The sequence below is a fragment of the Nocardia sp. XZ_19_385 genome (assembly GCF_015355755.1).
In the GTDB taxonomy this organism is placed as follows: domain Bacteria; phylum Actinomycetota; class Actinomycetes; order Mycobacteriales; family Mycobacteriaceae; genus Nocardia.
In genome coordinates this window covers 240,360-265,599 of record NZ_JACVEE010000006.1, presented here as the reverse complement: position 1 = coordinate 265,599, position 25,240 = coordinate 240,360, and the positions used below count along the sequence as shown (strand labels likewise).

The following is a 25,240-nucleotide window of genomic DNA, read 5'->3' as shown; positions in this document are numbered from 1 at the left end:
GCGGGTAATGGCACAGGTCGGGGGTGGCTCAGATGGGTGGGTGGCCATCTGGCGGCGGTTGCCCTCAGAATGGGGGGCGGGTGACGACGGTGTCACCTGAGGAGGGTGAGTAATGGTCGAGACGGCGCAGGAGCGGCGGGCACGCCGGGTCGCGGAGCTGTATGCCGAGTACCCGGAGATCCGGGCGGCGCGGCCGGACAAGGCGGTCGGTGCGGCGTTGCGGGAGATGCGGCTGCCGGAGATCATCTCGACGGTCGTCGGAGCTTATGCGGAGCGGCCGGCGCTGGGGCAGCGGGCATTCGCCTGGGAAGTCGACGCGGCCGGTCGGCGTTCGCGGCGGCTGCTGCCCCAATTCGACACCATCACCTACGGCGAAATGGGGCAGCGGGTCGCCGCGGTCACCGCGGCATGGCAGGAATCCGGTATTCGCGCCGGCGATTTCGTGGCGATCATCGGTTTCACCAGCATCGACTACACGATCCTGGACCTGGCGTGCGTGCAACTCGGTGTGGTCGCGGTGCCGATGCAAGCGAATGCGCCGGTCTTGCAACTATCTTCGATCCTCACCGAAACCAGTCCACGCGTGGTCGCCGCGAGCGCTGAGCTGCTCGAGCACGCCGTGGACTGCGTGCTCGCCGCGGCTGTGACGCCGCAGCTGCTCGTCTTCGACCATCACCCGGACGACGAAAACCAACGCGCCGCCATTGACACCGCGCGCCGCCGACTTGTGGACGCCCGCGCGACGAACGCCCTCGACGCCTCCGCGACGCACACTCTCGACGCCCCTGCGGTGCACACCCTCGACGCCCTGATCGACCACGGCCGAAGGCTGCCGGCCGCACCGCTCAGCGCCGCCGACGACGACACCTTGACCTTGCTGATTTACACCTCCGGCAGCACCGGAACACCCAAGGGCGCCATGTACACCGAGCCGTTGGTGCGCAAGATCTGGTTGGCGCAACCGCCGGTGGCGGCGATCAATCTCAACTTCATGCCGATGAGTCACGTAGCCGGTCGTATGACGTTGCACGGACTGCTCGCGCGCGGCGGCACCGCGTATTTCGCGGCGCACAGCGATATGTCGACCCTGTTCGAGGACATCGCGCTGGTGCGGCCGACCGAGCTGTTCTTCGTTCCGCGCGTGTGCGACATGGTGTTTCAGCGTTTCCTGGGTGAGGTCGATCGGCGCTGGACCCCGGGTGCCGACCGCGCCGACATCGAAGAACAGGTGAAAACCGAACTGCGCGAACAGTTCCTGGGTGGGCGCGTGATGACCGCGATCTGCGGTAGCGCGCCGCTGGCGGCGGAGATGAAGATGTTCATCGAGTCCGTGATCGATCTGGAGTTGCACGACGGATATGGGTCCACCGAGGCGGGTGGCGGGCTGGTGATCGACAACCGGGTGCGCCGCCCACCGGTCCTCGACTACAAGCTCGTCGACGTGCCCGAGCTCGGATATTTCCGCACCGATCGCCCGCATCCGCGCGGTGAGCTGCTGCTGAAGACGACCGCGATGATTCCCGGATACTTCAAACGCCCCGACATCACCGCCGAGGTCTTCGACGCGGAGGGGTTCTATCGGACCGGCGATATCGTGGCCGAACTCGGCCCTGACGAACTGGTGTGCGTGGACCGGCGCAACAACGTCTTGAAGCTGTCACAGGGCGAATTCGTGACAGTCGCGAAGCTGGAGGCGGTGTTCTCGACGAGCCCGCTGGTCCGGCAGATCTTCGTCTACGGCAGCAGCGAACGCGCCTACCTGCTGGCAGTCATCGTCCCCACCGCGGACGTCTTGCGCGCCACGGATCCGAAAGCCGCACTCGCGGAATCACTTCAGGAGCTGGCCCGCGACGCCGAACTGAACTCCTACGAGATTCCGCGGGACTTCCTGATCGAAACCGAGCCGTTCAGCACCGGCAACGGGCTGCTGTCCGGCATCGGAAAACTGCTGCGGCCCAAGCTGAAAGAGCGCTACGGTGCGCGTCTGGAGCAGCTCTACGCCGATCTCGCAGCCGCGCAAACCAACGAGTTGATCGCCCTGCGCCACTCGGCCGCCGACCAGCCGGTGCTGCAGACGCTCGGTCGCGCCGTGCGAGCGCTGCTCGGCTGTGCCGACACAGATCTGCACCCTGACGCCCACTTCACCGACCTCGGCGGCGATTCGCTGTCGGCGCTGTCGCTCTCGAACCTGCTGCACGAGATATTCGACGTCGAGGTGCCGGTGGGTGTGCTCACCAGCCCGGCCACCGACCTGCGCCAGATCGCCGACTACATTGCGGCTGAACGACATTCCGGCGCGAAGCGTCCGACGTTCAGCGCTGTCCACGGCGACGAACAGGAGGTCCGTGCCGTCGACCTCACCCTCGAACGGTTCGTCGACGCTGACACACTGGCCGCCGCCGCGACACTGTTGCACGCCGACGCCGACACCCGAGCCGACACCCGCACCCGCGCCCGCGCCGAGGCCGACGCCGACATCGACACCTGCGCCGACACCGACACCCGCGCCGACACCGAGACCGCCGTTGCCGACACCGAGACCGCCGTTGCCGACACCGAGACCGCCGTTGCCGACACCGACGCCACCGACACCGACACCGACACCGACACCGACACCCACGCGGACGCCGACACCCACGCGGACGCCGACGCCGACGCCGACACCAAGGCGGACGCGAGCACCGACGCCGACGCGAGCACCGACACCGACGCGGACGCTGATGTCGGTGCCGCGGCCCACTCGCACGTCAATGGAATTCGCACCGTCTTGCTCACCGGCGCCAACGGCTACCTCGGTCGCTTCCTGTGCCTGGAATGGTTGCGGCGGCTGAAAGCGACTGGGGGAACCCTGATCTGCCTGGTGCGCGGGTCTGACGCCGCGGCTGCACGGCAACGCCTGAGGGCAGCATTCGACTCCGGTGATCCCGAATTGCTCAGCGAATTCGAGGAACTCGCTGCCGTGCACCTGGAGGTCGTTCCGGGTGATGTCGGCGAACCGAATCTCGGTGTGGACGAGGCGACTTGGTTCCGCTTGGCCGACTCCGTCGACCGCATCGTGCATTCGGCCGCGCTGGTCAACCACGTGCTCCCGTATCGGCAACTGTTCGGTCCCAATGTCGTCGGCACCGCCGAGGTCATCCGCTTGGCCCTCACCGCTCGCATCAAACCTGTCGATTTCCTGTCCACTGTGGCTGTGGCAGCGCAGATCGATCCGGCTGACTTCGACGAAGACGCCGACATCCGTCTGATCAGTTCGGTCCGCCGCCTCGACAGTGCGTACGCGGGCGGTTACGGCACCAGTAAGTGGGCGAGCGAGGTCCTCCTGCGGGAGGCACACGACCGGTTCGGACTCCCCGTCTCGGTGTTCCGCTCTGACATGATCCTGGCCCACAGCCACTATGCCGGGCAGCTCAACCTGCCCGACATGTTCACTCGCCTCCTGTTCAGCGTGCTCGCCACCGGCCTGGCTCCGCATTCCTTCTATGTGACCGCCGCTGACGGAACCCGCCGCCGCGCCCACTACGACGGCCTGCCCGCCGACTTCACAGCCGCCACGATCGCCACCCTCGGCGGACGTCCCACCGGCTTCCACACCTACGACGTCCTCAACCCGCATGACGACAACATCTCCCTGGACACCTTCGTCGACTGGCTGATTGCCGCGGGCAACGAAATCCAGCGCATCGATGACTACCAGGACTGGTTCGCCCGCTTCGAGAACGCTCTGCGCGCCCTGCCCGAGAAACAGCGCCAGCAGTCCCTGCTTCCGCTCCTGCACGCCTTCAAACGTCCAGGTAGACCGCTCGCGGGCGCCGCACTGCCGACCAAACGCTTCCACGCCGCGGTGCAGGCCGCCGGCACTGATATCCCGCACCTGGAACCGGCGCTGATCGGCAAATATGTGTCCGATTTACACCTGTGGGGATTGCTCTAGGACGTTAGCTCGGCCGATGCCGGGGTACTCGCCTGCCGTAAAGGAGGTGTGACCATGCCGAAGGTATGGAGTAACAAGCGCGAACGGCAGTACGAGCACATCAAGGATTCGCAGGAGGACCGCGGCGCCAGCACCAAACGCGCCAAGGAGATCGCCGCCCGTACGGTGAACAAGAACCGCGCCCAATCCGGTGAATCCAAGACCGCGAGCCGAACCTCGATTCGCGACAAATCGCCCCAGCAGCGCGGCGGCCAGCGGTCCGGCACCAACCGGCCCAAGGGCCCGACCCGCGACCAGCTCTACAACGAAGCCAAGAAGCGCAACATCAAGGGCCGCTCCACGATGAGCAAGGGACAACTCGCCGACGCCCTCGGCAAGTAGGCAGACCAGGGGAGGTTCGTTGAACGCAGTGACCGAGCAACTCGCCGCCCTCGCCGCCGACAGCGACCTGACCGTCGCCGTCGCGGAATCCCTGACCGCGGGCAACTTGGCCGCAGCCCTCGGCGCGGCCCCCGACTCCGGTGACTGGTTCCGCGGCGGCATCGTCGCCTACTCCCGCACCGTCAAACACGACCTACTGAAAGTCCCTCTGGGCCCAGTAGTCTCCGAGCCCGCCGCCAAGGCCATGGCCGACGGCGCCCGCACCCTGCTCGACGCCACCCTCGCGGTAGCCGTCACCGGCGCCGGCGGCCCCGACCCCCAAGACGGCGAGCCCCCGGGCTCGGTCTGGTTCGCAGTCTCCACCCCAGCCGAAACCACCGCCACCCACCACCAGTTCGACGGCAAACCCGAGGAAGTCCTCAACCAAACCATCACCCACGCCCTGGACCTCCTCCTGGCTGCTGCAAAAGCCCGCAACTGGGCCACCACCTCGCCGATTCCACGGGAGTCATATCGGGGCCTTTCATGATCAGATAGCCCCGATTTGACTCCCGTGGATCCAAGCATGAGCGCCGGAGGGGATTGGGCAGTCCGGTAGGTTTGTCAACGGGGCCAGCGCATCTCGGTTGAGAACCCTTGCATTGCCCACGAATTCAGACGGACCACCCTGGGACTCGGTAGAGCTGTGTGGGTGGAATATTTCGGGGTGATCAGAGTGGCTGTTCCTCGTACGCTGGGCCGGTGATGTCTACAGCTCAGATGGTGGCGTTGGGTGGCGTGACTCTGGTGGCGGCTATGTCGCCGGGGCCGGATTTTGTGATCGTGACGCGGAGTGCGGCGTTGTCGGGGCGGCGGGCCGGGATGGCTTGTGCGGCGGGGATTGCCGCTGGGGTGTTCGTCTGGTCGGTGGTTAGTGCGGTGGGGGTTGCGGGGCTGCTTGCCGCTTCGGCGGTGGCGTTCACCGTCGTGAAGTTGGTGGGGGCGGGGTATTTGATGCTGCTGGGGGTGCGGGCGCTGTTGGCGGCTCGGCGGGGGGAGTACGAGGTGGAGGCGGAGGCAGGGGCGTCGGGGCCGAGTGCGTGGGCGGCGTTCCGGCAGGGGCTGCTGACGAATTTGCTCAATCCCAAGGTGGCGGTGTTCTTTCTGGCGCTGCTTCCGCAGTTCGTGCCGGAGGCGCCCTCGGCGTTGGACACCCTGACGCTCGGGGTGATTTCGGCTGTGGTGGGCCTGGTTTGGTTCACAGTGCTGGCGAATGTCGTGAATGCGGTGCGCGGGGTTCTGGCGCGGCCGGCGGTGCGGCGGGCGATCGACACCGCCATGGGAGCCATGCTTGTCGCGTTCGGCATTCGGGTGGCCGCCCAGGCATCCTGACGGTCGCGCCGCGGACCCGGTTCGGTCGCGGGGCTGCCCGGGCCGGTAACGTCGGCGCCCGTTCGAGGCAGTTCCCGCAGTGCACATCGTCTGCCGAAGGAGTTCCGTGAACACGTCCGGGCGTTTGTCCGATCTCGACCGTCGCAGCTTCCTGATCGGGCTCGGTTTGTTGCCCGCGCTGGCCGCCTGCGAGCGGACCCAGGCACCGAAACGCCTCGCCGCCCCCGACATGGCGGGCTCGGATCCCCGCGTCGAACCGCAGGACGACCTGTACCGGTACGTCAACGGGCGATGGCTCGACGACTATCAACTGCCACCGGACAAGGTCTCCTTCGGCACCTTCGCCGAGGTGTCGGACCGCACCGAGAATCAGCTGCGCGACCTGATCGACGATATTCGAAACCCGAAGGCGGGCACCGAGGGTCAGCAGGTGCGCGACCTCTACGACGCCGTCATGGACACCCGCGCCATCGATGAGCAGGGCCTGACGCCGCTGACGGACTTGTTCGCTCGCATCGACGCCGCCGGGTCGAAAGCCGATCTGGCCGAGGTGATGGGCGCGCTGCCGATGGACGGGCTGATCGGGCTGGAAGTCGCTCCCGACCCGAAGAACTCCGCCGCCTACGTGCCTACGATCGCGCAGTCCGGGATCGGACTCGACGAGGAGTACTACCGCGAACCCGAGGCCGCCGAAAAGCTCGCCGCCTATCGCACGTTCCTCGAACGCATCTCCACCGGAGCCGGTTTCACCGACCCGATCCCGTTGGCGCACCGCGTGCTGGATCTGGAAACCCGTATCGCCGCGCTGTTCTGGGACGACGTGCGCGAGCGCGACCCGAACGCCACCTACAACCCGAGCAGCTGGACCGAATTCACCCGGACCGCACCGGGTTTCGAATGGGACCGGTGGCTGTCAGGTCGTACCGACCGGCCCAAGGACCTGTTCGCACAGGTGGTCGTGCGCGAACCGTCGTTCGCGACCGGCGCCGCGCAACTCTGGCAGGACGTCGACATCGCCTCGTGGCGTGACTATTTGAAGCTCGGACTGGTGCGCACCTTCGCGCAGTACCTGCCGGCCGAGATCGCCGATGCCCGCTTCGACTTCTGGGGCACGGTGATGGAGGGTCTGCAGCAGCAGCCGGAACGGTGGAAGACCGCGCTCGGAGCGGTCAACGAGTACCTCGGTGACCAGCTCGGAAAAGTGTACGTGGCCAGCTATTTCCCGGCCGAGGCCAAGCAGCGGGTGCAGGACATGGTGAGCGATCTGCTGGCGGCCTACCGCGCCGATTTCGAGAACTCGACGTGGATGTCGCCGGCCACCCGGGCCGCCGCCGTGGTGAAGCTGAACAAGATCACCACCAAACTCGGGTACCCCGACAAGTGGCCGGACTATTCGGCTTTGACGATCACTCGCGGCAAGCTGATCGAATCCCTGCGCGCCGCAACCACTTTCCGTGAGAGGCGAATGTTCGACCGGCTCGGCAGGCCGGTCGACAAAGCCGAGTGGGAGATGCCGCCGCAGACGGTGAACGCCTACTACAATCCGAACGCCAACGAAATCGTGTTCCCCGCAGCGATTCTGCAGCCGCCGTTCTTCGACAAGGACGCCGCACCGGCGGTGAACTACGGCGCCGGCGGCGCGGTGATCGGCCACGAGATCGGACACGGGTTCGACGATCAGGGCTTTCGCTACGACGGCGACGGGAACCTGCACGATTGGTGGACGCCGGAGGATCGCGCCGCCTTCGACGCGAAAACCAAGCAGCTCATCGAACAGTACGACGCGCTCGTGCCGACCGGCCTGTCCCCGAGCCAGCACGTGAACGGCGCGCTCACCGTGGGCGAGAACCTCGCCGACCTGCACGGCTTGCAGATCGCCTTGGCCGCTGTCCGTTTGGCCGCGGGGCGGGATGGCTCCGATCCGGCCTTGCGCTCGGTCTTCGAATCCTGGGGCCGCACTTGGCGAACCAAGACCACGACCCAGGCCCTGGAAGCGCAGCTGGCCAGCGATCCGCATTCACCCGCCGAGTTCCGGTGCAACCAGACGGTGCGCAATCTTGCCGACTTCTACGAGACCTTCGGGGTCGTGGAAGGTGACAAGATGTGGCTGCCGCCGGACCAGCGAGTCACCTTGTAGCGGGCTCAGGCGATTTCGGCGGTCAGCGGGAGCGCGGCCACCGAGGTGCCGACGTGCAGGGTGAACGAGCCGGGCTCGGTGACCCAGCCCGCGCCGGTCCAGTGTTCGAAGGCGCGCTGCGGTAATTCGATGGTGACCGTGCGGGATTCGCCGGGTTCGACTGTGGCGCCGGCGAATCCGGCGAGCCAGCGCACCGGGCGGTCGACGGCGCTCTGCTCGCGGGACAGGTAGGCCTGTACGACCTGTTTGCCCGCGCGGTCACCGGTGTTGGTGACGGTGACGGTGGCGGTGCGGCCGGAGACGGTGAGATCGCTCAGTGTCCAGCTGGTGTAGCCGAGACCGTGCCCGAACGGATAGGCCGGTACCACATCGTTTTTCAGCCATGCGCGGTATCCGATGTGAATGCCTTCGGAGTAGGGGAGCGCGCCCGCGGCATCGGGTGTGGTGTTCAGGACCGGCACGTCGTCGATGGTCTTCGGCCAGGTGGTGGGCAGGCGGCCGCCGGGTTCGGTCGCGCCGGTGAGTACCTCGGCCAGCGCCGCACCGAACTCCTGTCCGGGAAACCAGGACAGCAGCACTGCGGCCACCTCGTCACGCCATGGCAACTCCACCGGCGCACCGGAATTCACCACTACGATCGTGCGCGGATTCACGGCGGCGACGGCCGCGACCAACTCGTCTTGGCGGCCGGGCAGCCGCAGATCCGTACGGTCGAACCCTTCGGATTCGATCTGCTCGGTGGTGCCGACCACGATCACCGCGACATCGGAGTTGCGCGCCAATTCGACTGCGGCGGCGAACTCTTCGTCCGCGGAACGCTGCGGGCGGGTGACGCCGAAGGTGAGCCCGAGGATGACCCCGAGACCCGGAATCGCCGGCGGGGTGGTGACCGTGATGCGGACGTCGACCTCTTGCCCTTCGGCAAGCGTGCGGGTGACCGAGCGCTGCGGCGGGTACAGGATCGCGCCGACCGGGTCGGTGCCCTCGAAGGTGATCGTCTCCGCCAGCACCTGTTCGCCGTCGAGCTCGAGACTGGCCTGGCCGAGGGTGCCGACGCCGATCTGCCAGTCCCCCGCGACATCCGCGCGCAGCCGGGCGCGGATTTCGATGGTGCTCGCCTCGGCGGCCTTCTTGTCGCCGAACAACATGAGATTGCCCGCGGTCCGGTGCTGGGTGTCGATCACCGTGCCGTCGTTCAGATAGCGCAGGGACAGGCCCGGGGTCCCGGTTTCCGGGTCGGTCACCAGTTCCATCGGCACCGGGATGAGCTTCTCTTCCAGGCGCACGCCCGGTGTATGCGTCACGGGCAGAACAGCTTCCAGACCTTCCAGGGGAGTGGAGGTGTGGGTAGGGATGACGGTGGCGCTGCCGCCACCCATGAACCGCGGCAGCGCGGCATTCGGCCCGAGCAAGGCGACCTTCGTGTCCGGCCGCAACGGCAGCACACCGTCGTTGTGTACCAGCACCATTCCCTCGGCCGCGGCCCGGCGCACGAGTTCCCGCGCGTCCTGCTCGCTGAATTCCGGTGCGGGCGTGGGTTCTCCGTCGAGCGCGCCGACCCGCATCGCGAAACGCAGGATGCGGCGGACCTTCTCGTCGATCGCCGATTCGGGCACCTCGCCCCTGCGCACGGCTTCTTCCAGCGGCGCGCCCCACAGCATCGGCGGCCCCGGCATCGCGAGATCGGTGCCCTGTGCCGCGCCGGAGGTCGACCGCACCGCGGTCCAGTCCGACACCACCACACCGTCGAAACCCCAACTGCCCTTGAGTGGTTCGTCGAGCAGCTGGTTCTCGGTCATGGTGATCCCGTTGACCGAGTTGTAGGCGTCCATGACCATCCACGCACCGGCCTGCACACTCCGCTCGAACGGATACAGGTACAGCTCACGCAGGGTGCGATCGCCGGCCTGCACGTCGACGGTGAAGCGGTCGGTCTCGGAGTCGTTGGCCACGTAATGTTTCGGGCACGCGCTCACCCCATGTGCCTGCACCGCTTCGACATACGCGGCCGACATCTCCGCCGTCAGCACCGGATCTTCGGAGAAGCATTCGAAATGCCTTCCGCCGAGCGGAGATCGGTGCAGGTTGATGGTCGGCCCGAGCACGGCGTACACGCCTTTGCGCCGCGCCTCGTGCGCGATGAGCGCGCCGATCTCGCCGAGCAGTTCCGGATTCCAGCTCGCCGCCACCGCGGTCCCGGACGGGAGGCTCACCGAGGGGTCCCGTTCGTCCCAGTGCTCGCCGCGCACCCCGGACGGACCGTCCGACACCGGCATCTCGGCCAGCCCGATCGCTGGATCGCCCGCGAGCCGGAACATCCCGGCTCCGGAGATCAGCCGCAGCTTGCCGGGCAGATCGAGCTTCGCGAGTAGTTCTTCGATGCGGTCGTCCATGCTGATGTCCCGTCTCGAGATGAATGGCAAATATCAGGCTACTGATGCGGTCCAGAACTCCACGAGATCCGCGCACACCTGCTGGGGCACGTCCTCGTTCGGCAGGTGGCCGACACCGGGGTAGCGCACCCGGCGCGCGCCCAGCTGTTCGGCGAACCGCTCGTGCACTTCGGGGGCCCACAGATCGTTGGTGTCGCCGTAGGCCACGAGCAGCGGCACCCCGGCGGCGCGCAGCTGCGCCGGATCGGCCAATGGGGGCACCTCCATCACCTGGAGAATCCCGAGAATGTTGGCCTTCTTGGTGGCCAGGATCCGGTTGTGCAGGAAGTCGAGCCGCTCGGGCGCCGGGGTGTGTCCGGCCGCGAACATGGCGGTGCTCATCTGCTGCCAGATGAACTCCTGACCGCCCGCCTCGACCGCCTGCGCGACCAGGCTCGGCGGCGGAAAGTTGATGTCCTCCACCGAGGAGGGGCCCGAGGCCAGCAGCGTGAAACTGCGGAACTTCTCCGGTCGCGCGACCACCGCGACCCGGCCGACATAGCCGCCGAAGGAGTGGCCCACCAGGTGTACCGGCTCGTCGCCTGCCACCTGCCCGATGACCTTCAGCAGGTCGCCGGAGAAGTCGTCCATGCTGTAGCCCTCGACCTGATCGGGGCCGTCCGACTGCCACTGACCGCGCTGGTCGTAGGCGACAGCCCGGTAGCCAGATTCCGCCAGCAAGGGGAGCAGAGCTTCGAAATCTTCCTTGGATCCGGTGAACCCGGGCACCAGCACCGCGGTCCCGCGCAGTCGCACACCCGGCGGCGGTACGACCTCCCAGGCGGCCAGGGCTCCGTAACCACCGTCGAGAGTGATCGGAGCGATGTCGGTGCTGTGCTGGCTCATGAAGATCCTTCCGGGTACCGCGGCGTACTGATCCCGAGTCTGCCAGCGCATTCACTGCAAACCGAGTGATCACTCGGGAATGTTATAGATTCGAGATATTGGGTGTGGCGCGGCCGCTAGTGGTACTCCTGGCTACTACTCTCGGCCGTGGACGATCGGAAAGGAGCCTCATGGCGGAACGTCAACGCAGTCCCCGCGGCGCGGCCCGCCGCGAACTGATCCTCGATGTCGCGCTGAAATCCTTCGCCGAGAACGGTTTCCACGGCTCCTCCATCGCCGACATCGCCGCCCTCTGCGGGCTCTCCCAACCCGGCCTCTTGCACCACTTCCCGACCAAGGCCGCGTTACTCGCCGCCGTCCTGGATTACCGCGACCGCATCGACGCCCAACGCCTCGAATGGAGCGACCCCCCGCGCGGCCTCGACGCCCTGCACCGGCTGGCGCGCCTCGTCGACCACAACACCCACGTCCCGGGCCTGGTCCAACTCTTCACCGTTGTCACCGGCGAATCCGTCACCGACGACCACCCCGCCCACCCCTGGGCCACCGCCCGCTACCGCACCCTGGAAGCCGATCTCTCCCAGGCTCTTTCGGCCGGAATCGCCGACGGCACCATCCGCTCCGGGGTAGATACCCACGCCATCGCCCGCCAGGTCGTCGCCATGATGGACGGCCTCCAGCTGCAATGGCTCCTGGACCCCGAATCCGTCGATATGTCAGGGCTGTTCAGGTCCTATATCGACAGTTTGATCAGCTCGATCGCCGCCCGCGGTCAGTGACGAGCGCTTTGCGGACCGCCATCCAGGGTCGGCGGTGTCCACAACGCCGGTTGCTTTTCGGTCAACCAGTCGGGTGCCTCCGGGTCCCACGGGAACTGTCCTCGACCGTCCGGCCAGATGAGCTGCACCAGCGGAAAGTCCCAGTCGCCGTAGAAGTCTCGGGCCTGGCCTACGTACTCGGTAAACCAGCCCGGATCCACGGCGCGGAACTCCGCGTCGAACCCGTCGAGCACGTCCGGGCTGCGCAGCCCGTCCTCGAAGGTTTGCCCGGCGTCGATGAGGCCGTGCACATAATTGAGGATCCCGTAGGCGGATTCGTGGCGCATGCCGAAGACGATGAGCTCCGGATGCCGGTGGGCATGCCACAGTCCGACGGTGTAGACGAAGTCGACCTTCGTGCCTTCTGGGTCGAACACGCCCTGCAAATGGACACCCCAGCGGCGGACGTTGCGCAGAATGACCTCGCGCACATTGGCACTCGTGCCGGGGTCCTGCGCGCGGGTCGCGTCGCACAGCGCACAGGTGTGCGCGGGGTCGTGCAGGTCATTCTCGTGCAGGTCGCTGTCGTGCATGCTCTGATCCTCGGTCGGCCGGGGCTAGAGCTTAACGACTCACCCGAGCATCGGCCACCGGTACCTGGGTAGTAGCTGTCAGAAGGTGGCGCCGGTGATCGTCACAGGTTGGGCGGGCAATCCGTCGCGCGGGCCGCGTTCGCTCGGCGTGATCCCGGCGGCGACCATGCGGTCCAGCGCGTCCATGCCGCGCACCACCTGACCGAGGACGGAATAGTTCGCCGGAATGTTGGCGAAGGAGTGGACGATGAAGAATTCGCTGCCATTCGTGCCCGGGCCCTGGTTGCCCATCGCCACGGTGCCGCGCCCGTAGGTTTCGGTGCCGTTGACCTCGTCCGGGAATTTGTAGCCCGGTCCGCCCTTCTCGACCTCGTAGATGTCACCGCATTGCAGGACTCCGAGTCGCGCGCTGTCGGTGAGCCGCCAGCATTCGCTGTTGTCGTAAAAGCGTTGCAGCACAAGACTTGCCATGTTCTGCACGGCGCAGGGTGCGGCTCCGGCGCGGTTCAGCCGGATGGTCACCGGCCCATAGTTGAAGTGGAAGGTGACATCCATGGTGCCGAGCGTCGGTGCGACCGGCAGCGGTGGCGACACCGGCCGCGCCGCGGGATTGTCTGGGGTCGGCGTGAATTCGCACATCACCACCGGCGGCGACACCGAAGCCGCCGCCGGAGTCGACCCGGCGACCAGGCCGCCCAGCGACGCAACAGAAACTGCCAGTGCGAAACCCAAACGTGATCCCATAGCAAGCAAGCTAGCTGAATTCATCGGGACACGGTCGGCAACGCCACAATTCATGTGATGAACTTGAACCACGCGTGGGGACACCGGAATTGGGAGCCGGGTGGCGGTACTACTCGTGCGCCGCGACCCGGTGCCACTCCGGCGCTTTACCTTTGGCCGGTGCGGCGGGTGATCCACATGATGAGGTCGTTCTCGACTTCCTCGCGATTGATTTCGTTGAGGATTTCGTGGCGGGCGTCCGGGTAGGCGCGGTAGGTGATATCGGTCAGACCCGCGTCGCGGTAGCGCTGGACTTGTAAGTCGCTCAGGCGCAGACCGTCGTTGAGGGGATCGGCGCTGCCGACCATGACGTAGACGGGAAGGTCGGTGCGGATGCCTTCGGGTTTCGCTAGGCGTTCAGTGGCGGTGGCGGCGAGTAGCGCCATGTTGGCGGGGTCGAGGGCGAAGCCGCACCACGGGTGGGCTTCGTAAGCGTCGACCTGGGATTCATCGCGGCTCAACCAGTCGGCGGTGGTGCGGGTCGGTTCGAACTCGCGGTTGAAGAGGGCGAGCCGGTCCCCGCCGGCAGCGACGATGTTGGCGAAGAGTTCGTCGACAGCTGTTGTGCCGCACAGGACTACGTCGTCGACGAGGTCCGAGTGGTCGAGCAGGTACTGCTGGACGGCGAACGAGCCGAGGCTGTGGCCGAACAGGATCACCGGGACGCCGGGGTGCTGGGCGCGCAGGCGGGTCGTCAGCGTCACCATGTCTTCGACCAGCAGGTTCCAGCCGTTGTCGCCGAGGTCACCGGGAGTGCCGGTGATGCTGTGGCCGTGCCCGCGATGGTCGTTGGCGTAGACGGCGTAACCGAGGGCGGCGAGGCGTTCGGCGAGATGGGTGTAGCGCCCGGCGTATTCGCCCATGCCGTGCGCGATTTGGACGACGCCGCGAGCGCTCGCGGTTGGCAGCCATTCCAGGACGTGAATGGCGGTGCCGTCACTACTGGTGAAGGTGGACATCAGGAGCTCCTGTGGGTCGGGTGATGGCGCGTTTGAGGATTTTTCCGGTGGGCCCGGTCGGCAGGGCGTCCAGGAGCCATACTCGCGTGGATAGACGTTGTATCCGCCGCGGATGATCATGTCCTTCTTGCGGTCGACGATGAAGAAGTAGCCGTCCGCATCCCGGCGGGCGAGGTCGCCGGTGCGGAACCAGCCGTCGGGTATCGCCGCGCGAGTGTCCTCGGGCCGGCGCCAGTAGCCGTGCATCACGTTGGGCCCGCGCACCGCGATCTCCCCGACCCCGTCGACCAGGTCGACCAGCCGCACATCGACACCGCGGATCGGCGTTCCGATCGAGCCGGGTTTGCGTTCGCGCCCGGTGTGGTTGAACGTGACGACGGGACTGGTCTCCGACAACCCGTACCCCTCGAAAATGGCGCAGCCGAAGGTCTTTTCGAAGGCGCGCAGCAGTTCCACCGGCAGCGAGGCGCCGCCCGAGACGCATCGGCGCAGCGAGGACACCTCCGCGGCGTCGGCCCCGGGGTGGTGCAGCAGCGCGGAATACATGGTGGGCACCCCGGCGAGCATCGTCACTTCGTCGCGGGCGATCGTCTCGAAGACGGCCGCGGGGTCGAAGCGAGGCAGCAGCGTCAGTGCGGCACCGCAGCAGATCGCGGCGTTCATGGCGCAGGTCTGCCCGAAAGTGTGGAACAGCGGGAGACAGCCGAGGATGACATCGTCGGCGCGAATGTCCTGCACGGTCGAGGAATAGACCGCGGCGTTGTGCGCCAGCCCGCTATGGGTCAGCGCGGCGCCCTTGGGTGTTCCGGTCGTACCGGAGGTGTAGAGGATCACCGCCAATTCGCCGGCGTCGACGGCGGTGCCCTGCCGGTAGGGCGGCAGCTGGGTCAGCAGTTGCTCCAATGCGCGGGCGTCGAGCACGGGAGTCTCGGTCGCGGCGGCGCCCTGTGCTCCCTCGCCGGGACCATCGGGCCAGTCGAACAGCAAGGCCGCACCCGAATCTCGCAGGTAGTAGGCGACTTCCCGGGTTTTCAACAACGGATTCATCGGCACCACCACGGCTCCGGCGCGCAGGATCCCGTAGTACAGGACCACGAACTCCGGCACGTTCGGCAGCATCACCGCCACCCGCGCCCCGACCTCGATGCCGCGCGAGCGCAGCAGCGCCGCCACCCGGGCAGTGCGCTCCTCGAGTTCGGCGTAGGTCAGCACCGTCGTGCCGAAGCGCAGGACCGGGCGGTCGGGATAGTGCAGCGCGGATTGGAGCAGGTTCACGGTCAGGGAAGGCACGGCAGAATCGTCACACCGCTGTGACGCCGATCCCATGGCCGCGCGCACAGCATCACCGCTAACCCGTTGTCCCCGCGGACAATTGCACCGGCTGTAAGCTGCGGAGATGTCGAAAACAACGCTGCCGGCGGTGATCAGTACGGTGCTGCTGGAGCGCATCGACAGCCTGGCTTTGCACTTGGCCCGGCGGTTCCTCGTCGAACTCGACACCTACCGCAACGAGACCCAGGTGCCGTTCGAGTCGATCCGCGTCTCCTGCGCCCGCAACCTCACCCTGATGGTGCGGCAGTTCACTTCGGCGGTGCCGTCGGATCCCGAATCGGCCCGGGAAACCGGGCGACTGCGCGCGCAACAGGGCGTGCCGCTGGCGGAAACCTTGCACGCCTTCCAGATCGGGTTCGAATACCTGTGGTCGGAACTGGTCACCGAAGCCCGCCGCCATCCGGCGGTCACCGACGCGATGCTGGTCGACCTGGCCGCGGAGGTGTGGGCGCTGTCGGGGGAGTACGCCGTCGCCGTCGCGGCGGCCTATCGGGAGATGAGCTCGGAACTGATGCTGCAGCGCGAGCACGAACGCTCGGTGCTGGTGGAAGCGTTGTTCACCGGCGTCATCGCCGACCCCGCCACGCTCGGGGAGGCCACCCGGATTCTCGGCCTGCCACCTAATGGCCGCTATGTGGTGGTGGCCGCCGACGTTCCCGCCGCGGGTCGCGAGGCACTACCCGGCATCGAGTCGGCGCTGCGCAGCGCGCAGATCACCTCCGCCTGGCGACTACTGCCGGACCAGCAGATCGGCGTGCTGTCGCTACCGGAGGCGCGAGATGCCTTGGCGCTCGGCGCACTTCGCAAACATCGAACCCGAGTCGGGGTGAGCCCGCACTACGACGCGCTTACCGAGACGCCGCAAGCCCTGCATTTCGCCCGCCTCGCGCTGCGCGGGCTCGGCACCCGACCGACCGGCGTCGCCCGTTTCGACGACAACCCGCTCGCGATGCTCGTCGCGGCGGCACCCGCTGAAGCCGAACGCATGGTTCGCGTCCGGCTCGGCCCGGTACTCGCGCTGCCCTACGAGGAGCGAACCAGACTTCTGGAAACGCTCGAAACCTGGTTCAGTGCAGGCGGTTCCGCCGCCGCGACCGGCGCACGCCTGTACCTGCACGCGAACTCCGTCCGTTACCGGCTGCGGCGCATCGAGGAACTGACCGGCTTGTCGCTGACCGATCCCGCGGCAGTGCGCGACCTCGGTGCGGCACTCGAAGCGTTGCCGCTGCTTGCGCCGGTCAGTGCCTAGCCAGGATTTACGCGACGCAGAATTCGTTGCCTTCCGGATCCCGCATGACCCACCAGTGCCCGGCGGGACCCTGGTCGACCTCCTCGACACGGGTCGCGCCCAGGCCTTCCAGCTTGGCCACGAGCTCGTCGCGTCCGCCCGGGCCGCTGTGGATGTCGATGTGCAGGCGATTCTTGACGGTCTTGCGTTCGGGCACGTCCTGGAACAGCAGCCGCCTGCCGTGACCCACGCCGCTGGTCTCGTCGAATGGGTCCTCGGGGTGGCGGACCGCGGCGAGCCCCCGGAAATTCTTGCGGCCGTTGTGCTCGATGACGGCCGCCTCGGGCAGCTGACCGGCCGCGAGTAGCTGCTCGATCAGGGCGCTCGGGTCTTCGACCTCGTATTCGAGCGCGGCGGCCCAGAAGTCGGCGAGGACGGGTGCGTTCCCGCTATCGATGATGAGCTTCCAACCTAATGCCATGGTCGTAGACGGTAGTCAATAGGTCCGACAACCGAAGTAGCTTCGCGCTCGCGGTGATTCGTAAGATTCGCACTACTATCGACTGTAGTAGTTCGATAACGGAGGTGTTCATGATGCCCAGTGCAGACGGTGACGGCGAGATTGAGGCAGGGCAGCGGTCACGCCCGTCGTTATTGGCGAGGCTGGCGATGTCGAGTTCGCAATTTGCCAACAAACACGGGGTCTACCTGGGGCGACGTTCGACGAAGTGGCATGTGGCCGGCTATCGGCGATCAAACGGGAGAATCGGTGGCCACCTCCCGGGGTGGCCACCGGCTCGCATCCTGCTCCTCGATCACATCGGCGCCAAGAGCGGAATCCAGCGGACCTCTCCGCTGATGTACCACGACGAGGGTGAATTCGTTGCCGTGGTGGCCTCGAAGGGCGGGCAGCCGACTCATCCGGCCTGGTTTCACAACCTGAAGGCACACCCGGACACCACAATTCAGATCGGCTCGGAGGTGCGCCGGGTACGGGCGCGAGTCGCGACGGATGCGGAGCGACACAGCTTGTGGCTGAAATGTCTTGCCTTCTATCCGGGTTATGAATTCTTCCAGCGCAACGCGGGCAGCCGCAAGATACCGATCGTGATCCTCGAGCCGCGCGACGCGGACGAAATCGGCCGGTGAGCAACGGAATCCGGTGGTGCAAAATTGCGGGGATGATCACCACCGCGTTCCTCCAATACGCCGGATCGGGCCCGATGCGGCACGAGGAGAAACTGCTCGACGAAGGATTGCGCCGGTGCGGTACTACAGCATCAAGCGAATCCATCGCAGGCAGTTGCCGCTGGGGCCGGACACGTTCATCGCCGGTGACATGGATGCGATGCATGGGGCCATGCGGCAACTCGGAATTCCCGTGCCGGAACCCGATGATTATCCGGAGAGCCTGCGCGAGTTTCTCCGGCGGCGGGTGTGGACCTCGACGTTGGGCGAGATCGAGCGGGTGATGGAGACCGGTTCGGCTCCACCGGTTTTCGTCAAACCGGCGGAGCGGCGCAAAGGCTTCACCGGAGCCGTGTGTTACTCCGAACGCGACTTCGCCGCGTTGGGAAGAGTCGGCCGGCGGCAGCGGGTGTGGTGCTCGGAGGTGGTCGAGTGGGTCGCGGAATACCGCGTCTACGTGATCGGCGGCGGAGTCGTCGCCGTGGACCGCTATGCCGGATCGGCGTTGTTGGACATGGACGTGGTGCGGTCCGCGGTCGCGGCGTACGACCACTCCGGGACCGCACCGAGCGCATACGGCATCGACTTCGGGGTCCTGGCCAGCGGTGCGACGGCTCTGGTCGAAGTCAATGATGGGTATGCGCTCGGGGCGTATGACATCGCCGCCGAGCAGTACACCGAGTTGGTGTTGCGGCGGTGGGTCGAGTTGCTCGGGACGGCGGGGGTCAGCGCCGGGTCGGGTCGGTGACCAGCGCGCTGCTGCCGGCTCCGGCCAGGGCGGAGTCGACGGCGTCCAGGAGCGGGTTTGCCGCCGACACCGTGACCGAGCCGATGCAGCCGGGGGCGCGGCCGCCGCTGCCGAGGGCGTTCTCGAAGGCTTCGACGCCGTAGCTGCCGGCGCTGTGGCCGGTGAAGACCGCGGAGCCCGAGCCGGACGCTCCCACGGTGATGTTGCCCAGGTGGAAGTGGGCGCCGGCGGGGTTCGTTCCCATGATGTAGTAGCCGCCAGGTCTCCCGTTGACGGTCACCTTGATGCGTTCCCGGCCGCCGACGGACTGGCAGGTCGCTTTGGAGTCGCCGGGATAGGGGTCGTGGTAGGCGTGTGCGACGCCGACGCCGGAGAGAACGAGTATCGGAGTGACCGTCATCGCGGTGGCGATGGCGCGGATTCTTGTGCTGGACATGATTTTTCCCTGCTGCCTGTGCGCGCCGGAAGACGCGGTGGTTTCGAATGTGCTCTGTCCAGTCCATCGCGTTGCCGGCGGCGGCGTTAGATATTGCTGGTCGAGCGGGCTCGACGTGATGCGGAACGGTGTCATTTCGCTACCGCGTGTCGGGGCTTGCCGCGCGGCGCCGGTGGGCAAGCTGGTCCGGTACGGATGACCAGCGGATCCGGAGGTGACCGAATGAGCAGTCCGGTGCGACTAGCCGTGGTAACCGCGGCCCTCGCGTGTCTGATGGGTGCGCCCGCCGCCTGGGCGGATCCGCTGGATCCGAACGCGGTGCCGCCGCGTTCCTCGATATCGGTGCGAACCAACGTGCCGAACATGCAATGGGGCACCACCAACCAGCATCAGGAGCGCGGGGCGCTGTCCCTGTCGAAGCTGTATATCGTCGATTACGCGTTGCGCCACGGTGACAACTCGGCCGAGGATCGGGCCCTCGCCGAACGCATGATCCGTTACTCCGACGACAGCGCGGCAAGTGCGATGGAGGCGAAGTACCCCAAGGCAATTGAACTGATCGCGGCCGAATACCACTTGAGTTCAACACATTCCGGCAACGATTGGCAGACCAGCACGACCAGCACCGCCGATGTCGCCGATTTCCTGAACAAGAAGCGGCATCAGGACCCGGATTCCCCGATCTTCGACTGGATGTCCTCGCCGGGTGCGGTCGCCGCCGACGGCACCGTCCAGGACTGGGGGACCACCTGGCTCCCGGGCGCATTGGGCACCAAGTGGGGTTGGTCGGACTTCGAACCCGAAGAGGTCGCCTCCGCGTCCTACGGCATCGGATTCACTGTCGCCGCACACACTTACGGCTCCGGGGCCGACCAGACCACCGATGTCCTCAGCGCTGTGCCGGACGTGCTCAGGGAACTTGTCGCCCGGCGTCTGACCGAGGGTGTGCGGGAGTGGGAAGCGATGCTGGCGACCAGTGTTCCCGGTCTGCGCTAGCTATTTATCACAGCTGTGATACATTGGGTTCATGCCAGCTCGGATCGACGCGGAACAACGACGCAGAGATGTCGTCGAAGCTGCTTTCCGGCTGCTGGTCGCCGAGGGATTCAGCGGTTTGTCCTTGCGCAAGGTCGCCGTTGAATCCGGATTGAACATCGGGTCGGTGCGCCACTACTTCGACGATCACCGCGACCTCCTGGTCGCGGCGGCCACCGAGGTCGGCGACCGCATGGGGCAGCGGCTCATCCGTCACCCCACTGAAGCGTTGCGCGGACTCACCGGCAAGCAGGCCGTCGACGCGCTGCAGGCGCTGGTCGAGGAGTTGCTGCCGGTGGACGAGGAACGCCGGATCGAATCGATCGTACTGCTGGAATTCATTCTCGCGGCACGCGTGAATCCGATCTTCCGTCCGGTGACCGAACAGATGGCCGCCGACATGCGGTCCGTGCTCACCGAGGCGCTGCGTGTTCTCGCGGTGCCCGGCCCGGCCGAGCACGCCGAACAGGTAGCTGCGCTGATCGGCGGCCTGGCGATCGACGCGGTGACGCCACACGGCTCCCTCGGCGTCGATCGTCTGCGCAAAACCCTTCGGGCACACCTGAATTCGGTGCTGTCAGCCTGAAAACCCAGATACCTGCCCGATTCGTCGTCGACGCATCGGGGATTTCGTCCTGCGTGAAGGAGATCCGCTGTGCCCGCGTGGCTGTTCGCATTGCTCGCTGCCGCATTCGTGTTCTATACCGACGACTATGTGATCGCCGGTGTGCTGCCGGAGATCGCCCGGGATCTCGGTGTCAGCGAAGCGCAGGCCGGTCAGCTGGTGACCGTCTTCTCCCTGACTGTCGCACTCGCCGCGCCGGTCGCCGGGGTCGCGTTGGCGCGGGTGTCGCGGCGGCGGCTCTTCACTGCCTCGTTCGTGGTTTTCGTCGCCGCGAACCTGATGGCGTCGATGACGAACACCTTCGGCCTCCTGATGGTGCTGCGGGTACTGGCGGCCCTCGCCGCCGCGGCCTCGACCCCCGCACTCTTCGCCTTCGCCGCCGAACGTGCCCCCGAAGGCCGCACCGGCAGATACGTCGCCGTCGTCGCACTCGGGGTCACCGGCTCGATCGCCGCCGGAGTTCCGATCGGCACCTGGATCGGCGGCCACTTCGGCTGGCAGGCAACGTTTCTCGCGATGGCCGTGGCCGGTGCCGCCGCACTGACGTTCCTGCTCACCGCCCTGCCGCGCCACCGCGACCAGCCCACCGATGTACCCGCGATCATCGACCAGCTCCGCGCCCTCGCCAGCCCGCCGGTCTCCCTCGGCCTCCTGGCCAACTGCGCCCTCATGACCGGATCGATGATGATGCTGACCTATCAGGCCCCCTACCTCGCCGCTGTCAGCCACGCCACCGTAGACCAGCGCGCTCTCGCCTTCAGCCTCTCCGGTTTCGCCGGCATCGTGTGCATCTGGCTCGGCGGCGCCGCCACCGACCGCTGGGGCGCGGACCGCACGTTGCGCATCGGAATCACCCTCTTCATCGCCACGATGGTGACCCTGTGGGCCCTCGGCCTCGCCCGCCCCATCCCACTGCCCATCATCATCTTGGTCGGAACAATCCAGGGCGGCGTCGCCTTCTGGAACGCCCCAGCCATCCAAGCCCGCCTCTACACCCTCGCCGGCCCCGTAGCCCCCCAAGCCCTCGCCCTCAACACCTCAGGCACCTACCTCGGCGTAGCCCTGGGCGGAGCGCTCGGCGGCTTGACTCTGACAACCCTTGCCCCCCAACTCCTTCCGGCCGTCGCCGCTATCCTCGGCCTAACCGCCCTGGCTCTCCTGGCTCTCGCCATCAACGCCGCGAAGACACAGCCAGGTAGCCCGAAAGCCGACCGAGTGGCACCCCATTGAGAGCCCACTCGGTGTTCGCCGCAACCACGTGCCATTCGGCGGGCCCATTCGCGTGGCCGTTGCATAGCGCGTCGGTTGCAAAGCGAGTGGGGCAGCGCACGCGATTCGGCAGACGAGCAGCGGTGCGGCAGCCTGTGGGCGGGTCAGTCTGTTGTGGTCGGGCGCCAGACATTCCGGTTGACGATCTCCAGGACCAAGGCACCGATGTTCCAGGCATCGTCGGCGCCGCTGTGGTGGCGGCCCTCCAGGGGGAGGCCGGCTATGCCGAGCGCACCGGACATGCCTTGGCGGCGGCGGAGGTTGTAGGCCTCGGAGAAAAGCATTTTGGCGTTGGTGTGGTGGGAGTTGAAGGGGTAGGGGGTGTTGGTGGACTCGCATTGGGTGATGAATTGTTTGCGGTCGTAGTCGCCCCAGCTGGCCCACGGGCGGAGGGCGGCTTGGTGTTCGGTGGCGAGGAGGCGGCAGGCGTCGGCGAAGGGGATGCCGGTGTCGACCTCGGCTTGGGTGAGGCCGGTCAGTTCGGTGCAGAATTCGCTGACGGTGGCGCGTTCGGGGCGAACGAGGATGCGGTGCTTGGCGATTCGGGTGCGGGCATCGAGATCGACGACGGTCAGGCCGATTTCGATGATCTCGCTCACCGCGCCGGGCGGGGTTTCGCCTTCCCAGCAGGTGGCCTCCACGTCGACGACGTTGAGCAGTCCGGTAGTCATCGGCCGAGCGTAGGGCGCGCGTGTTGCGCGGCTCAATCGAATTTCGGTGTGCACCAGGAATTCGCGGATTCGGGCTGTCACGGGCACCCGGTACGGTCACCGGAGGACTTCGAAAGGGAGGGCATCATTGAATACCCCGCAGCCTCGCGCGCTGGATGTCCGCTGGATCCATGGCTCACCGTCGGCCAAGCACAACACCGATCCCGACATCCAGGTGCACACCTACGATGAGCACACGGTCATCCTCCGCCAGAACATGGCGGTCAATTACGAGGCACCCTTTCTGTTCCTGCTCTTCGGCGAGACCGAAGTGGTGCTGATCGACACCGGCGCCACCGCCTCCGCCGAGTTCTTCCCGCTGCGCCGCGTCGTCGACGAGCTCATCGCGGACTGGCTCGAGCGTCACCCCCGCACCGGATATCGGCTGCTGGTGCTGCACACCCACGCACACACCGACCACATCGCGGGCGACAGCCAGTTCGCCGACCGCCCCGCCACCACGCTGGTCGGCGCCGACCTGGCCACCGCTTCGAAGTACTTCGGCTTCAACGAAAATCCGGACGCGGTGGCACAGGTCGACCTGGGCGGCCGAGTCCTCGAATGCCTGCTCACACCTGGCCACCACGAGGCCGCCGTCACCTTCTACGACCCGTGGACCGGATTCCTGCTCACCGGCGACACGGTCTATCCCGGCCGCCTCTACATCCAGGACTGGCCCGCCTTCACCCGAAGCATCGACCGCCTGATCGACTTCTGCGACCACCACCCGATCACCCACATCCTCGGCTGCCATATCGAAATGACCACCGAACCAGGCATCGACTACCCGGTCCGCACCGCGTACCAGCCCGACGAACTCCCGCTCGAGATGACCACCGACGACCTGCGCGAAATCCGCACGGCGCTAACCGAAATCGGCGACGAACCCAGCCGCCGCGCCTACCCCCGCTTCATCCTGTACCCCGTCGGGTGAGCCGGCGATGAACTGTTTGCGCAGGATGTCGTAGTTCAGGGGTGCGCTCGTCGATGTACCCCGGCGAGGCGGTGGCGCTGTCGAACGACCGGGCCCGGGCAAACTCGAGGGTTTGCGAAGACGCCTACGATGGCCACCGATGAACGCAGGTATCGAGATGGTTGCCCTGTCCGGGGGCGATGTGACGCTGACCGATCGGCGGACCCAGCGCAGCTGGGCGGTCGAGGTGGCGTCCTTCGCGCTGTCTGTGTTTCCGATCACCCAGTGCCGATACGCGGAGGTCACCGGCGAGCGGCCGAGCGCCGCGCAGGGAATGCAGTTGCCGGTCGACAGTGTGTCCTGGACCGATGCGGTGCGCTTCTGCAACGCTCTGTCGCACAGCTCGGGTCTACGGCCCGCATACCGGCTCCTCGATGACGAGGTCGAGTGGGACACCACCGCCGATGGTTTCCGGTTGCCGACCGAGGCCGAGTGGGAGTACGCGTGCCGCGCCGGCAGTACCGGCCCCAGGTATGGCGAGCTCGGCGAAATTGCTTGGTATCGAGCTAATTCCGGCGAACGTCCGCACGACGTCGGCGGCAAACTCCCGAACTCCTGGGGCCTGCACGACATGCTCGGCAACGTCTGGGAATGGTGCTGGGACCTCTACGACAGCGAGGTCTACGGCTCGTACCGGGTGCTGCGCGGCGGCGGCTGGTTCGACGAACACTGGAGCTGCCGCGCGTCGGTGCGCCGCCGCAGCCACCCGAGCCTTCGCATCGACGACACCGGATTCCGGGTCGCGCGGTCGGCTGCCGCGCGACCCCCTGGGTAACCGCTACTTCTTCGCCGCGAGCGCGATCAGGTCGCTGACGGCGGCGGGATCGGCGACGCTGACCGCGTGCGAGGCCGCGATCTCCACGACCTGCGATCCCGCGCGTTCGGCCATGAATCGCTGGGCCTGGATCGGGATGTTCTTGTCCTCGGTGGTGAGCAGGGCGTAGGACGGGATGGACTGCCAGGCCGCCGCGGTGGCCGGCTGCTCCAGGGCGTCCAGGGCCACGGGGCGCTGGGTGGCGGCCATGGTCGCGGCGACGGCGGCGGGCACGTCCGCGGCGAATTGCGCGGGGAACTCGTCCTGCCGGATGTAGAGCTCGGTTGCCGAGTTGCCGTCGGGCAGTGGATATTCCGCAGGGCTGGTGGTGGGGCCGAGGGTGGATCCCGGGAACTTGCCGGTCAGTTCGAGAGCGCTTTCGCCTACGGCGGGGATGAAGGCGGCGATGTAGACCAGAGCTGTCACGTTCGCCTTGCCCGCCGCGGCGACGGTGATGACGCTGCCGCCGTAGGAGTGGCCGGCCAGCACGACCGGGCCCTCGATGGTGTCGAGGACCGAGGCGATGTAGGCGGCATCGGAGGCCAGTCCCCGCAGCGGGTTGGCGGCGGCGAGGACGGAATAGCCTTGCGCCCGCAGGTTTTCGACGACGCCGTTCCAGCTGGAGGAGTCGGCGAAGGCGCCGTGCACCAGGACGACGGTGGGTTCGGTGCTCATGTGTGAAGGTCCT

At 66.9% G+C, this 25,240-nt stretch carries 23 protein-coding genes; 14 read left to right on the top strand and 9 right to left on the bottom strand.

Annotated elements, in window-relative coordinates:
- The first annotated feature begins 112 nt into the window (after positions 1–112).
- The 5 genes from IBX22_RS37775 (at position 113) to IBX22_RS34750 (ending at position 7,823) form a co-directional block, all read left to right on the top strand.
- Positions 113–3,934 (top strand): thioester reductase domain-containing protein, encoded by a 3,822-nt coding sequence (locus tag IBX22_RS37775; protein ID WP_228540072.1) that lies wholly within the window; start codon positions 113–115, stop codon positions 3,932–3,934.
- A 54-nt stretch (positions 3,935–3,988) separates the two neighbouring features.
- The gene (locus tag IBX22_RS34765; RefSeq protein WP_194820055.1) at positions 3,989–4,315 is read left to right on the top strand and encodes a plasmid stabilization protein; all 327 of its coding nucleotides are present in this window, start codon (positions 3,989–3,991) and stop codon (positions 4,313–4,315) included.
- 19 nt (positions 4,316–4,334) lie between these two features.
- Positions 4,335–4,844: a CinA family protein gene (locus IBX22_RS34760; RefSeq protein WP_194820054.1), complete on the top strand. Its 510-nt coding sequence runs from the start codon at positions 4,335–4,337 to the stop codon at positions 4,842–4,844.
- A 215-nt stretch (positions 4,845–5,059) separates the two neighbouring features.
- The gene (locus tag IBX22_RS34755; RefSeq protein WP_309234919.1) at positions 5,060–5,686 is read left to right on the top strand and encodes a LysE family translocator; all 627 of its coding nucleotides are present in this window, start codon (positions 5,060–5,062) and stop codon (positions 5,684–5,686) included.
- A gap of 106 nt (positions 5,687–5,792) precedes the next feature.
- On the top strand, positions 5,793–7,823 hold the full coding sequence (locus tag IBX22_RS34750) for a M13 family metallopeptidase (RefSeq protein ID WP_194820053.1): 2,031 nt from the start codon (positions 5,793–5,795) through the stop codon (positions 7,821–7,823).
- Positions 7,824–7,828: 5 nt separating this feature from the next.
- Here the strand turns inward: IBX22_RS34750 and IBX22_RS34745 are convergent, their stop codons facing one another.
- Together IBX22_RS34745 and IBX22_RS34740 are read right to left on the bottom strand one after the other, a co-directional pair.
- Entirely contained in the window at positions 7,829–10,216 is a 2,388-nt protein-coding gene (locus IBX22_RS34745) for a glycoside hydrolase family 3 protein (protein WP_194820052.1), read from the bottom strand.
- A 33-nt stretch (positions 10,217–10,249) separates the two neighbouring features.
- Positions 10,250–11,101: an alpha/beta fold hydrolase gene (locus IBX22_RS34740; RefSeq protein WP_194820051.1), complete on the bottom strand. Its 852-nt coding sequence runs from the start codon at positions 11,099–11,101 to the stop codon at positions 10,250–10,252.
- 170 nt (positions 11,102–11,271) lie between these two features.
- On the opposite strand from IBX22_RS34740, the gene IBX22_RS34735 reads away from it, so the two are divergent.
- Positions 11,272–11,880 (top strand): TetR/AcrR family transcriptional regulator, encoded by a 609-nt coding sequence (locus IBX22_RS34735; protein ID WP_194820050.1) that lies wholly within the window; start codon positions 11,272–11,274, stop codon positions 11,878–11,880.
- Here IBX22_RS34735 and IBX22_RS34730 read toward each other — a convergent pair.
- From IBX22_RS34730 to IBX22_RS37770, 3 genes are all read right to left on the bottom strand, one after another.
- Complete coding sequence (locus tag IBX22_RS34730; RefSeq protein ID WP_194820049.1) at positions 11,874–12,452, bottom strand: DUF4262 domain-containing protein; 579 nt, start codon at positions 12,450–12,452, stop codon at positions 11,874–11,876. The two genes, IBX22_RS34735 and IBX22_RS34730, sit on opposite strands and share 7 nt — an antisense overlap.
- Positions 12,453–12,530: 78 nt before the next feature.
- Positions 12,531–13,196 (bottom strand): peptidylprolyl isomerase, encoded by a 666-nt coding sequence (locus IBX22_RS34725; protein WP_194820048.1) that lies wholly within the window; start codon positions 13,194–13,196, stop codon positions 12,531–12,533.
- A 146-nt stretch (positions 13,197–13,342) separates the two neighbouring features.
- Positions 13,343–15,484: an alpha/beta fold hydrolase gene (locus IBX22_RS37770; RefSeq protein WP_309234915.1), complete on the bottom strand. Its 2,142-nt coding sequence runs from the start codon at positions 15,482–15,484 to the stop codon at positions 13,343–13,345.
- A 106-nt stretch (positions 15,485–15,590) separates the two neighbouring features.
- Here IBX22_RS37770 and IBX22_RS34710 point away from each other — a divergent pair, with 106 nt between their 5' ends.
- On the top strand, positions 15,591–16,775 hold the full coding sequence (locus tag IBX22_RS34710; protein ID WP_194820046.1) for a CdaR family transcriptional regulator: 1,185 nt from the start codon (positions 15,591–15,593) through the stop codon (positions 16,773–16,775).
- A gap of 7 nt (positions 16,776–16,782) precedes the next feature.
- Here the strand turns inward: IBX22_RS34710 and IBX22_RS34705 are convergent, their stop codons facing one another.
- Positions 16,783–17,235, bottom strand: a complete 453-nt coding sequence (locus tag IBX22_RS34705) for a VOC family protein (protein WP_194820045.1) — start codon at positions 17,233–17,235, stop codon at positions 16,783–16,785.
- A gap of 110 nt (positions 17,236–17,345) precedes the next feature.
- Between IBX22_RS34705 and IBX22_RS34700 the strand changes: the two genes are divergently transcribed.
- Together IBX22_RS34700 and IBX22_RS34695 are read left to right on the top strand one after the other, a co-directional pair.
- On the top strand, positions 17,346–17,903 hold the full coding sequence (locus tag IBX22_RS34700; RefSeq protein WP_228540070.1) for a nitroreductase family deazaflavin-dependent oxidoreductase: 558 nt from the start codon (positions 17,346–17,348) through the stop codon (positions 17,901–17,903).
- 115 nt (positions 17,904–18,018) lie between these two features.
- Complete coding sequence (locus IBX22_RS34695) at positions 18,019–18,690, top strand: ATP-grasp domain-containing protein (RefSeq protein WP_194820044.1); 672 nt, start codon at positions 18,019–18,021, stop codon at positions 18,688–18,690.
- On the opposite strand, the gene IBX22_RS34690 is transcribed toward IBX22_RS34695, so the two are convergent.
- Entirely contained in the window at positions 18,668–19,126 is a 459-nt protein-coding gene (locus tag IBX22_RS34690) for a hypothetical protein (protein ID WP_194820043.1), read from the bottom strand. The genes IBX22_RS34695 and IBX22_RS34690 overlap by 23 nt on opposite strands.
- Positions 19,127–19,348: 222 nt before the next feature.
- Here IBX22_RS34690 and IBX22_RS34685 point away from each other — a divergent pair, with 222 nt between their 5' ends.
- From IBX22_RS34685 to IBX22_RS34675, 3 genes are all read left to right on the top strand, one after another.
- Positions 19,349–20,122: a hypothetical protein gene (locus IBX22_RS34685; RefSeq protein WP_194820042.1), complete on the top strand. Its 774-nt coding sequence runs from the start codon at positions 19,349–19,351 to the stop codon at positions 20,120–20,122.
- A gap of 31 nt (positions 20,123–20,153) precedes the next feature.
- Positions 20,154–20,747 carry a TetR/AcrR family transcriptional regulator gene (locus IBX22_RS34680; RefSeq protein ID WP_194820041.1) on the top strand — a complete coding sequence of 198 codons (594 nt, stop codon included), beginning with the start codon at positions 20,154–20,156 and terminating at the stop codon, positions 20,745–20,747.
- Positions 20,748–20,816: 69 nt separating this feature from the next.
- Positions 20,817–22,016, top strand: a complete 1,200-nt coding sequence (locus IBX22_RS34675) for an MFS transporter (protein WP_194820040.1) — start codon at positions 20,817–20,819, stop codon at positions 22,014–22,016.
- Between the two features lie 143 nt (positions 22,017–22,159).
- On the opposite strand, the gene IBX22_RS34670 is transcribed toward IBX22_RS34675, so the two are convergent.
- The gene (locus tag IBX22_RS34670) at positions 22,160–22,726 is read right to left on the bottom strand and encodes a 3'-5' exonuclease (RefSeq protein ID WP_194820039.1); all 567 of its coding nucleotides are present in this window, start codon (positions 22,724–22,726) and stop codon (positions 22,160–22,162) included.
- 127 nt (positions 22,727–22,853) lie between these two features.
- On the opposite strand from IBX22_RS34670, the gene IBX22_RS34665 reads away from it, so the two are divergent.
- Both IBX22_RS34665 and IBX22_RS34660 read left to right on the top strand, forming a co-directional pair.
- Positions 22,854–23,699, top strand: a complete 846-nt coding sequence (locus IBX22_RS34665; protein WP_194820038.1) for an MBL fold metallo-hydrolase — start codon at positions 22,854–22,856, stop codon at positions 23,697–23,699.
- Positions 23,700–23,856: 157 nt separating this feature from the next.
- Positions 23,857–24,513: a formylglycine-generating enzyme family protein gene (locus IBX22_RS34660; RefSeq protein ID WP_194820102.1), complete on the top strand. Its 657-nt coding sequence runs from the start codon at positions 23,857–23,859 to the stop codon at positions 24,511–24,513.
- Positions 24,514–24,516: 3 nt separating this feature from the next.
- On the opposite strand, the gene IBX22_RS34655 is transcribed toward IBX22_RS34660, so the two are convergent.
- Positions 24,517–25,227: an alpha/beta fold hydrolase gene (locus tag IBX22_RS34655; protein ID WP_194820037.1), complete on the bottom strand. Its 711-nt coding sequence runs from the start codon at positions 25,225–25,227 to the stop codon at positions 24,517–24,519.
- Positions 25,228–25,240: the final 13 nt, after the last annotated feature.